This is a genomic window from Pseudomonas sp. B10 (assembly GCF_900156235.1).
GTDB lineage: Bacteria > Pseudomonadota > Gammaproteobacteria > Pseudomonadales > Pseudomonadaceae > Aquipseudomonas > Aquipseudomonas siliginis.
Genome location: NZ_LT707063.1, coordinates 744,718 through 756,664, shown reverse-complemented (window position 1 = coordinate 756,664; position 11,947 = coordinate 744,718). Strand labels below are relative to the sequence as shown.

Sequence of the window (11,947 nt, the reverse complement as noted above, 5' to 3'; positions counted from 1 at the left end):
GGGCAATATACCCGTTTGCAGTTATGCGCAAAAGTGATGTTTGAGTATATGTAAAGAACCAAATCGCCTAACGCGAATGCCGGTCACCTAACCCACATTTGTCGTGCGGACAATCATCGTCTTAACTGTGATCGAGTCTTTGTGCAATCACCGATAAAACCGACAAGAGGCGATGCAATGAGCAACCCGACCAAAGCCAGGAAAAGCGACAGCAGTGTCGACGCGTGGGCCATTTTGTTCCTGATCATTCTCGTTGTAGGAACAGCGGTCTTCTGGGTCAGTCACCAGTGACATCCGCGCTTCCGGGCCGTTGTCCCAAGGCCCGGATAACCTGCAGCAGATACCTGTTCAGTGCCATCACACCCCGGCCAGATACAACACCAGCTTGACGATGGCAAACAGCGTCAGGCCGAACACCGCCGTGAACAAAACGCCGAGAATCACAAAGTGACTGGGTTTGCCGTGGGTAAAATCCCTTTCCCGGTTCTTGCCGCTCTGCACCCCGAAAGCCGCCGCCATGACGCTGTGCAGCATCTGCCAGAAACTCGGCGGTTTGTTGTCGATTGGATCGTCCATAAATCTCTCTGCTAAAAGTCATCCTCCTGAAGCATAGCCAATCCGCTGGGGCCGGGATGCCATCGAAGCAGCCCGGACAAGTTTGAGCGATACCCGGATAACGCAGAAGCACTAACGCGACATGGTTTGCTGACCGCTCCATGAAAAAGGAGTGACCATGAACGCTATCCCCCCCAAACCAGTGTCGACGCGGCCTGCGTCGACCGCTCAGCCGGCAGACCCCAACCGGTCTGCAAAACTCATCGCAACACAAAGCCTGCACGGCGAGTTTCTCGAGGCCTCGGCCCCGCAATGGCTGACCAGCGCTTCGCCGCAACGGCGCGAAGCGCTCAAGGCGGTCCCGACCGCGTTGCCGGCCTGGTACCAGAATGCGACGCCGGCCCAGCGCAAAACCCTCGACGAGACTTTCAAGGCCAGCGTTATCGCCCAGAACAGTCTCGACAAAAGCATGGCGAAATTCGTGGATGTCGAAACATTCGCCAGGCCGTTGTTGATCAAAGCCTTGAAGGACCAATACGCGCTGGACATCGATGTAGACAAAACCCTGTTATGTCTGCGGCGCCCGGTCGAAATGGGTATTCAGAGAACCGTATTGGCCTCGTTCGAGGTTCTCAAGATCACGCTGCTGGAAGCCTCGCTGCACAACTTCGAAGCTGACGAATGCGAGGGGACCTATCATTCGAGCTCCGGTTTTGTTGTGGCGACGCCTGCTGCGGACACATTCAAGCACGTCGACACAGGCCTCACGGTCAGCCAGTTTTTGCACCTTTGCCGCAATCTGGATATCGGCCAGCAATACCAGACATACCTGGAGGGTTTTTTTCATCCGGGGGACGCGGTGGCAGAGGCGGTGCTCAGCGAACGCTTCATCGCCAGCCAGAAGGCAGCGATGCGCGCCGCAGCCGAACAGGCGCTATTGCGCAATGACATCGAGGTGGCAGATCACGCGATGATCCTCTCGGTCATCGACGGCGAAATGCACCCGTGGATGGGTCGCAAGCAAGTCTGGTTCCAGGATCTCGGGCTGATGAAAAAAAGGCTGACCGGGTGCGTGGCTTTCGTCATCTGCGAAAAATACCGTTACACCGATGAACTGATCCTTTACATCCCCAACGACCCGGAACATCCGCTCAAGCGCTACACGTTCGAGCAAATGCGCGAAGAGCTCAAGCGCTTGCTCACCGCACGTGATGCGTCGCAACCGACAAGCGCAGAGCCCACCGCCTACCAGCGTTTTTTAAGCCAGTTCCTGCCCTATGATCAGCGCCCGTACTATTTCAGCCAGTTCAGGCAAAAGGCAGTCGACTCAGCGGGCGATGCTTGGGATCTGCTGCGCTCGCCATGGCTGTCGGTGCTTCAGGGCTTGGCCGGCGGTTCAGCCTTTACCCGGATTCAGCAGGTACCACCCGAACGCCAGGACAAATGGGAGCCAGTGGCGGATCCTTACATCGCGCCGTCAACCGTTGGACGCAAGGGGCGAGGGCTTTGGGCTGCCAACGAGGACTTGTGGCAATACCTTTATGCGCAGAATCGCGCCAAGGTGTTGGCCGACGCGAAAAGTCACGCGGTACCCACTGCCGATGTCGATGCGAAAGCACGAGACGTCAAACTGGCCCATCTGATGCAGCTCGGCATGCTTGGTCTGAACATGGTTTCGATGTTCGTGCCTGTGTTGGGTGAAGTGATGTTGGTGGTGATGGCCGGGCAATTGCTCTCTGAAACGCTCGAGGGCGCAATTGAATGGGCCGAGGGCGACCGTCGTGCGGCCAAGGATCATTTGATCGATGTGGCAGAAAACCTGGCGCAGATTGCGCTGATGGCAGGTGTGGGCGCGGGAGTGCGGAAAATCGCCAGCGCCCAAGCCGTGCCGGCCATTGAAAGGCTGCATCCGGTGAAGTTGCCCAACGGCGAAACCCGACTGTGGAAACCCGACCTGAAGGCTTACGAGTCCGCTGTCGCGCTGCCAGTCAGTCCCGGTCCGAACAGTGCCGGCCAGCATGTGCTTGACGGCAAAACCTATATTCGCCAGAGCGGCAAGGTCTACGAGCAGTTTTTCGATGATTCGATCGGCAAATGGCGGCTCAGCCATCCGACCGACGTCAATGCTTGGCAGCCGGTGCTCGACAGCAATGGACGCGGTGCCTGGCGACATACGCTGGAGCGTCCGCAGGATTGGGATCGTCTGACCCTGCTGCGGCGTATCGGCCATGCAACCGAAGCCTTCTCCGATGAACAGCTGATCAAGGCTGCCGATATCAGCGGTGTCAGTGACGCCGCCCTGCGCAAGATGCACATCGATTCTGCGCTACCGCCACCGGAACTGACCCAGGCCATGCGCATGATGCAAGCAGACGGCGACGCGGCGTTGGTCGTTGAGCAGTTGCGCGGGACAAAACCGATCGATGAACTGTACCTCTATGCATTGCCGCTGATCACCGAAATGCCGCGATGGCCGGAGAACCGGGTGCTGGAAGTCTTCGACGGCGAGCAATTGTCCGGCAAGTCCGTCAGGTATGGCTCCGCGCGGCGGTTTCGCGACGTCGGCGTCAAGCCACCCATTCAGATATCGCGGGCCGATATCTTCAGCGGCGAACTGCCAGCACGTATTCTCGCAGCGCTGGACGAGGCAGAAATCATTCGGCTTCTCGGCGAGCAGGGAGCACGCGTGGGCGATGCCCGACCTGTAGAGTTTGGCAAGCAGATCGGCGAATACGCAGACACCCGCCAGCCGGCGATTTACGACAGCATTTATCTGGGGACCGACCCCGTTGATCCGCAGGTTGTGCGTTTGCAGAAGGCCTGCCCCGGACTCAGTGAGCCTGCGGCGCAAACGGTGCTGGCCCATGGTCGCCCCGATGATCTTGAGCGGCTCGGTTCAGGGCAACGAGTACCGTTGCGCCTGCTGGAGGAAGCCCGCTGGTACGCGCATCAGAGTCGACAGGTAGCGGCATATGCCGGTCTGCGTAGCGAAAACGTCGCTTCTGCGGACAGCCGGCGTCTGGCGTTGCACACGCTCGAGCAATTGGCGGGGTGGCCCGACAGTATTCGCATTGAAGTTCGCGAAGGCCATGGCGCCGGCATGCTGCTTGACAGCATCGGCAGTGAAACAGCCGGCGAGAAAAAATACCTGATCAAAAAAGGCGTTCAGTTTCAAGCATTCAACGAACGCGGCGAGGCACTCAACAGCCTGCCTCGCAATGGCGACAACTTTTACTCGTCGATCATGCATGCCCTGCCTGATCACGCGCGCCGCAGCCTCGGTGTGCCTGAGGTCGGGCAGTCTGCCGGGTTGCAAGCAAAGATCATCGATTACGCCGACCAGCACCAGGCGGACGCACCCGCGCTGCTGGCGCCGCAGGTCAAGTGGATAAAGCCGCCGGTGCGGGTGAACGCTACCTTGATCGGTTATCCCGCCAGTGGACGCGGCGCGGGATCGGCCCCGAACCTGCTGGCTCATGTGCAGGATCTCTACCCGCAACTGAGCGACGAACTGGCTCACGGCTTCCTACTTGACCAATACCGGGCAGGAAAAGACAACCGCGCCATTTTCGAGCTGTTGCAATCACGTCGGCGTGAGTGGGAACAACTGAAGGCGACACTGGATGAATGGGCAGGCACAGCGGCTGCGGCGCCCTGGGAACGCTCCGGAACAAATTACAGGTTTCTCGCCGCGCAAGCGCTGAAAGCCTGCTGGCGCAACGCTTTGTCCACTGGGCTCGCGGGTGCCGATCAGCTGTCGATTCTCACCTACGATCCTCTACCAGAGCTGACCGCCGACTTTGCTCATGTGCGTGAACTTTCGATTGGTGGTGGGGGCCTGACCGACGCCAATGCTGACGCCTTCCTGGCGCGATTTGCCAACGTCGAAAAGTTATCGCTGGGAGAGCGAGGCAGTCTGTTTGGCGCGTACATGGAGCAGGAGCAGTCATTGACGACCTTGCCCCTGAGCGTGACGCGCATGTCTGGGTTGAAAAAGCTCAAGTTACGAACCCCAGCCAGGGTGATGGCTGCCGATCTGTCGACAAGATTGCGCAGCTTGACCGCCGTTGAGGAGCTTCATCTTGATTTTCCCGGCGGCGCAGGCAGCCCGCTTGACCTGGATCTGGCTCCCCTTGAACGACTGAAAAAACTCAAGATTGAAGCGCCGGGCCTGACGCAGTGGCCGGCTTATGTGGAACGACTGCCTGAGCTGGAACGTCTGGATCTGACGCAGACCGCCATCGCGTCCCTTCCACAGACCCTCTATGTCGGGCACGAGAAACTCTGGGCCGGTTTGTCCCTGGACTGGTCGAAGTTTTCCCATGAAGCGTTCAAACCTGCTTACGACTACGTGAAAAGCTACATGGGGGAGTGGGGGCATCTGGTTGATCTGCACTCGATGGTCCGCCGCTACTGCGCCGGGGAACTGCAGTTCCTCACAGGCGAGGCCGGCCGTCTCAATCCATTACCTCAGCGCATCATGAGCCTTTGGAATACTCCGGAAACCCGGCTCAAAGCCGTGGAGATTCTGCGAGTGGAGCACAGCGCAATTTTCCGCCAGTTCTACGAGGCCACCGCATCCGGAGGATTGCGTAATGCGACGCCGGCAGCACGCTGGCAGACGCCACCCAATGCCCGGGTGGTTCGTGCCCTGGAAAAAAACTGGCGCGCCGCCATACGCAGGCGTTATCGCTTGAATGACGATGTTCGTCCATTCAATGCGATGGACTGGACATCCGGCAGCGATCTCGACGACGCAAGTGTGTTTGAGCTGGTCGACACCGCTTGGGCGCAGGGCGCGGAGTCGGTCAGTGAGCTGCCGCAATTGCCGGCCGGTACGTTTGCTCATGTGCAAAACGTTCGGCTGGACCGGTTGACTGTGCCGATCGAACAGATTCGCGGCTTTCTCCAGGCATTCAGTGGCATCACAAGCCTGGAAATCACCTCCTGCGGATTGAGCGAAGTGCCGGTTCGGCCAGCCGATTTACCGCAGCTCGCACAGCTGGACCTGTCTTTCAACCGTATTGTCGTGACCCCTGAGGTTCAAGGCCAATTCGACGCGCTGAGCAGTCTGGAACATCTCAATGCCCGGCTCAATCGGCTCGACACACTGGACGTTTCTCGCCTGACCGGGCTGAAGACACTGAATCTTAGCTCAAGCGGGCTCAATGAATGGCCCAAGGGGGCGGAGAACCTGGCGCATTTGCAGGCCCTGGATTTGCGTCATAACACCATCGGTTCGCTCCCCGAACAGGTGCTGGCCAACGACGCGGTGCTGCTCAAGACCCGCCTGTTGAACAACCTCTTCAGTGGCAACGGCGAAGCGAGCTTAAGGGCGGCGCAGACACGTATTGAAAAGGCCCTGGGTTTGCCCGAAGGCGCTTTGCAACGGTTCGAATCGCAATCGGCATCGTTACTCGCCAGTTCCAGCAGTGCCACGCCTGACACGGCACTGAATCGCGCCGCTCATCTATTGCCGCTGCCATCTGCCACGGCCATTACGCAAGGCGCCGACATGCGCCGTACCGTGGTGGAAATCTTTCCGTCACTTTCGCTTGAAAATGCCCAGGCCAGCGTTGAGCGTTTGCGCAATGAGGGTCTGTCCACTGAGCAGATGTTGGGCAGACTGACCCAGTGGCGAGCGAGTAACGAGACGTTGACGCGTGAGTTGAACGGCTGGATCTTCAATCCGGCGCAAGGGTCTGGTGAAAGGGTATCGCCATCTGCAAGGTTCTTCGACGCGACCAGGATCCGCGCTTGCTGGCGGGACGGGCTTACTGGCCACACCGAATCCGCCGGGCGGACGCTGAGCCTTTCTGCGAGCGGCATGGGTGATTTACCCGTGTTGTCAAACGTGTTTTCCCATGTGCGAACGCTGGACCTGACCGGGGCAAAATTTTCCGTCGAGAGTTTCAACCTCTTCTGCCCGGCGTTTCCGGAGTTGACCACTCTGATGCTCAATGGCAATGGACTGGCACGTCTGCCGGAAGCTGTCGGCAGTCTGAACCGGCTCGAGCGGCTGGAATTGAGCGGTAATCGCCTGGCCGTGGCGCAAAGCGTGTATCAGCACGCGAGCGGGGCGCGGCTGCGCTGGCTCGACCTCAGCCACAATCAGCTGGAAGAGTTCAGTGCCAGAACCTTCAGCCGTCTGGAAACCCTCAACCTCGCCCAGAACGGTCTGGATTTCTGGCCTGAAGGCGTACTTGAACTGGCCCCTCTGCAAAGGCTGGACCTGTCGGGCAACAACATCATGGTCTTCCCGGACCGGCTGTTGGGCGGCAATCACGAGGCGCTTGTGGCGGGCACCGATCTGTCGGAAAACTCGCTGTCACTTAACGCATTTGAGCAGATCAGGGACTACAGCTTCGCGCATGGCGCAGGTGATGTGCTCGGCTACACGCCCGAGTCATTGCAGCGTTTGATCGCCGAGCGTATGAGCGACTCGGAAAGCGCTACCAGTTCCGAATCGGATTCGGACTCGGGCTCAGGCTCGGGCTCCGATAGCGACGACGGCGATGATCCGCGTGGCGGAGGTGGTGGGGCTAGCAGGTCCGTGGATGCGCATGCCGCTGTGGAAGCAGCGGAGGTGATTGCCAATCCGGCGCAGGATGTGGCGGCGCCGGCGATGGAAACCTGGATGACCTATACCCATGCAGATGCGCGTGCAGCGCGGCAAGCGCTATGGCTGCAATTGGCTCGACAGGCCAACCATGAGGCGTTCTTTCATTTGCTCTCGACCCTGCCCGACACCCTGGAATTCAGGTTTGCCGGCGCCGAACTGACCCATCGGGTCTGGCAGGTGATCCAGGCTGCCACGCAAAACGCTGAACTGCGCGAGCTGTTGTTCCTCAACGCCGAAACCCACGGCACGTGCCCCGATGGCCGGATCCTGTCTTTCAGCGAACTGGAAACCCGCGTCTATGAGTTCAACGCCCTGCGCGACATTCCGCGGCATCGTCCGCTGCAACGCGGCAGAGCGTTGCTTGACCTGACTCGACGGCTGTTCCGCCTGGAAAGGGTGGATCGATTGGCCGAAGCCGCCGCCAGGAACAAGGATCGCGCGGAAGTCCGCCTGCAATACCGCATCGGCATGACACGCGGCTGGCCGGACGACCTTGAGTTGCCGGCGCAACCCGAACACATGTTGTACGCCTCACCGATTCGCGGGCAGCGATTGCTCGACGCGCGAGCCTCGGTTCTCGCGGACGAGGCATCGCCGCTGTTTCTGGAAGATCTGATTGCGCGGGACTACTGGATCCGCTATCTGCAGGATCGCCACGTCGCGGCGTTCGAGGCTCTCGAGCGCGACGCCACCCAGCGGCACGAAGCGGTCGAGGATGCCTACCCCGATAAAGAAAACAGCGATTATCTGGACGCGATGAGAGTGCTTGAAATCGAAAGGGCGGAGGCGCGTATCGAGAAGCTCAAGGCTTTGACTCGCACAGAACTGGAGCGCTTGGCGTCGCCGGAGGAGGGGGCGCTGCCATCGGCCCCGTCTTCACCGAAACCCGGACCTTCGTGGCGCCGCGACTGATTGATCAAGCAGACCTGGGAGCAGGGCGCTCCCAGGTCTGCTCGACTCAGCTGTCGTAACCCAGATTCGGCGCCAGCCAACGCTCGGTGACGCTCAGATCCTGGCCTTTGCGCGCGGTGTAGCTCTGCACCTGATCCTTGTCGATCTTGCCGACGGCAAAGTATTGCGCCTGCGGATGGGCAAAGTACCAGCCGCTGACCGCAGCGGCGGGGAACATCGCGTAATGCTCGGTGAGGAACACGCCACTGCGCCCGGCGCGCATTTCGGCAGCCTCCGGGTCGAGCAGGGTGAACAGCGCGGCTTTCTCGGTGTGATCCGGGCAGGCCGGGTAGCCGGGAGCAGGGCGGATGCCACGGTATTGCTCTTTGATCAGCGCATCGTTATCGAGGGTTTCATCCTTGGCATAACCCCAGTGCTCTTTACGCACTTGCTGGTGCAGCCATTCTGCGCACGCTTCGGCCAAGCGGTCGGCGAGGGCCTTGACCATGATCGAGTTGTAGTCGTCGCCCGCGTCCTGATAAGCCTTGGCCACTTCTTCGGCACCGATGCCGGCGGTGGTGATGAAGCCACCGACATAATCGGTGACTTCGCTGTCCTTCGGCGCCACGAAGTCGGCGAGGCAGAAGTTCGGCTTGCCGTCGGTCTTGATGATCTGCTGGCGCAAGTGATGCAGCTTGGCCAATGGCTTGCCGTTATCGTCGTACAGCTCGATGTCGTCTTCGTTGACCTGATTGGCCGGCCAGAAACCGAACACCGCACGGGCGCTGATCAGCTTTTCGTCGATCAGCTTGGTGAGCATTTCCCGGGCGTCCTTGTACAGCGCAGTGGCGGCCTCACCGACCACTTCATCTTCAAGGATGCGCGGGAACTTGCCGGCCAGGTCCCAGGAAATGAAGAAAGGCGTCCAGTCGATGTACTCGGCCAGCACGTTCAAATCGATATTGTCGAGCACCTTGCTGCCGGTGAAAGTCGGTTGCACAGGCTGATAACTGGCCCAGTCGAATTGCGGCTTCTTGGCGATGGCGGCGGCATAGCTCAGGCGTTCGGTGCGGGCGCTGCGATTGGACGTGCGCTCGCGCACGTCGATGTATTCCAGGCGGGTCTTCTCGACGAAACCGGCCTTGAGTTCCTTGGACAACAACTGTGTCGCCACGCCAACGGCGCGCGAGGCGTCGGTCACGTAGACCACGGCATCGTTGCTGTACTTCGGCTCGATCTTCACCGCAGTGTGCGCCTTGGAGGTGGTCGCGCCACCGATCATCAGTGGCAGGTGGAAGTCCTGACGCTGCATTTCGCGGGCAACGTGGACCATTTCATCCAGCGACGGAGTGATCAGGCCGGAGAGGCCGATGATGTCGCACTTTTCTTCTTTGGCGACCTGCAGGATCTTCTCGGCCGGGACCATCACGCCGAGGTCGACAATGTCATAGCCGTTGCAACCGAGCACCACGCCGACGATGTTCTTGCCGATGTCGTGCACGTCGCCCTTGACCGTAGCCATGAGGATCTTGCCCTTGGCTTCCGGCTTGTCGCCTTTCTCCAGTTCGATGAACGGGATCAGGTGCGCCACGGCCTGCTTCATCACGCGGGCAGATTTCACCACCTGCGGGAGGAACATTTTGCCGGCGCCGAACAGGTCGCCGACGATGTTCATACCAGACATCAGCGGGCCTTCGATCACTTCGATCGGCCGCGCAAACGACTGCCGGGATTCTTCGGTGTCTTCAACGATGTGCGTGGTGATGCCCTTGACCAGCGCATGTTCCAGACGCTTGTTGACGTCCCAGTTGCGCCATTCTTCGGTCTCGGCTTCCTTGACGCTGCCGTCGCCCTTGTACTTGTCGGCAATGGCGAGGAGGGCGTCGGTGCCGTCCGGGGTGCGATTGAGGATCACGTCCTCGACGGCGTCGCGCAGCTCGACCGGGATCTGATCGTAGATCTCCAGCTGGCCGGCATTGACGATGCCCATGGTCAGCCCGGCGCGGATGGCGTAGAGCAGGAACACCGAGTGAATCGCCTCACGCACCGGGTTGTTGCCACGGAACGAGAACGACACGTTGGACACGCCGCCGGAGCTCAGCGCATACGGCAGCTCGTCGCGGATGTAGGCGCAGGCATTGATGAAGTCGACGGCGTAGTTGTTGTGCTCTTCGATGCCGGTGGCGACGGCGAAGATGTTCGGGTCGAAGATGATGTCTTCCGGCGGGAAGCCGACTTCGTTGACCAGAATGTCGTAGGAGCGTTTGCAGATCTCTTTCTTGCGCGCTTCGGTGTCGGCCTGACCGGCTTCGTCGAAGGCCATCACCACCACCGCAGCGCCGTAGCGCTTGCACAGCTTGGCGTGGTGGATGAACTGCTCGACGCCTTCTTTCATGCTGATCGAGTTGACGATGCCCTTGCCCTGGATGCACTTGAGGCCGGCTTCGATGACTTCCCATTTCGACGAGTCGATCATGATCGGCACGCGCGAGATATCCGGTTCGCCGGCGATCAGATTGAGGAAGGTCACCATGGCCTTCTTCGAATCGAGCATGCCCTCGTCCATGTTGATGTCGATGATCTGCGCGCCGGCCTCGACCTGCTGCAGCGCGACTTCGAGGGCTTCGGTGTAATTGTCTTCACGGATCAGGCGGGCAAATTTTGCCGAACCGGTGATGTTGGTGCGCTCGCCGACGTTGACGAACAGCGAGCTGCGATCAATGGTGAACGGCTCCAGACCCGAAAGGCGGCAGGCCTTGGGAATGTCCGGAATCTGCCGCGGCGCGCAACCGGCCACAGCTTTGGCAATCGCTTCGATGTGCCCCGGTGTGGTGCCGCAGCAGCCGCCGACGATGTTGAGGAAACCGCTCTGGGCGAACTCTTCGATGACTTTCGCGGTTTGCGAGGGCAGTTCATCGTACTCGCCGAACTCGTTCGGCAGGCCGGCGTTGGGGTGCGCGGATACGTGGGTGCTGGCCTTGTTCGACAGCTCTTCCAGGTACGGGCGCAGTTCGCTGGCGCCGAGGGCGCAGTTCAGGCCTACGGAAATCGGCTTGGCGTGCGCTACCGAGTTCCAGAACGCTTCGGTAGTCTGCCCCGACAGGGTTCGGCCGGAGGCGTCGGTGATGGTCCCGGAAATCATGATCGGCAATTCGATGTGCAGCTCTTCGAAAACACCTTGCACGGCAAAGATCGCGGCTTTGGCGTTGAGGGTGTCGAAAATGGTTTCGATCAGGATCAGGTCGGCGCCGCCCTCGATCAGGCCTTTGGTGGCTTCGGTGTAGTTTTCCACCAGCTCATCGAAGGTGACGTTGCGGTAGCCGGGGTTGTTGACGTCGGGCGACAGCGAGCAGGTACGGCTGGTCGGGCCGAGCACGCCGGCCACGAAGCGCGGCTTGGCCGGGTTTTCGGCGGTCTTGGCGTCGGCAATCTTGCGCGCCAGACGTGCGCCTTCTACGTTTAACTCGTACGCCAGCTCTTCCATACCGTAATCGGCCATGGAAATGCGCGTGGCGTTGAAGGTGTTGGTTTCGAGAATGTCGGCGCCGGCGTCCAGATAGGCTTTTTCGATACCGCCGATCACGTCCGGACGGGTGATCACCAGCAGGTCGTTGTTGCCCTTGACGTCGCTCGGCCAGTCCGCGAAGCGCTTGCCGCGATAATCCTGTTCTTCGAGCTTGTAGCTCTGGATCATCGTGCCCATCCCGCCGTCGAGAATCAGGATGCGCTCTTTGAGGGCTTGCTTGAGAGCTTGAAGGCGGACGCTGCGATCGGACATGTGGACTACTCGGAAAGACCATTACGAAGGAGCGGGATCATAGCAAACCTGTGCGCTTTTGGAGCATGTGCAGCTTTTGCATGAATATCGCTCATGTTGGT

At 59.9% G+C, this 11,947-nt stretch carries 3 protein-coding genes; 1 reads left to right on the top strand and 2 read right to left on the bottom strand.

Annotation, left to right across the window (positions count from 1 at the left end; genetic code table 11):
* Nucleotides 1-357 precede the first annotated feature (357 nt).
* Nucleotides 358-576, bottom strand: coding sequence for a DUF2970 domain-containing protein (locus BXA01_RS03315; RefSeq protein WP_041478699.1), 219 nt, complete (start codon nucleotides 574-576; stop codon nucleotides 358-360).
* A 157-nt stretch (nucleotides 577-733) separates the two neighbouring features.
* On the opposite strand from BXA01_RS03315, the gene BXA01_RS03310 reads away from it, so the two are divergent.
* Nucleotides 734-8,089, top strand: coding sequence for an NEL-type E3 ubiquitin ligase domain-containing protein (locus BXA01_RS03310; protein WP_083957532.1), 7,356 nt, complete (start codon nucleotides 734-736; stop codon nucleotides 8,087-8,089).
* Between the two features lie 46 nt (nucleotides 8,090-8,135).
* Here BXA01_RS03310 and metH read toward each other — a convergent pair whose 3' ends face one another.
* Nucleotides 8,136-11,846 (bottom strand): methionine synthase, encoded by a 3,711-nt coding sequence (gene metH, locus BXA01_RS03305; protein WP_076563203.1) that lies wholly within the window; start codon nucleotides 11,844-11,846, stop codon nucleotides 8,136-8,138.
* Nucleotides 11,847-11,947: the final 101 nt, after the last annotated feature.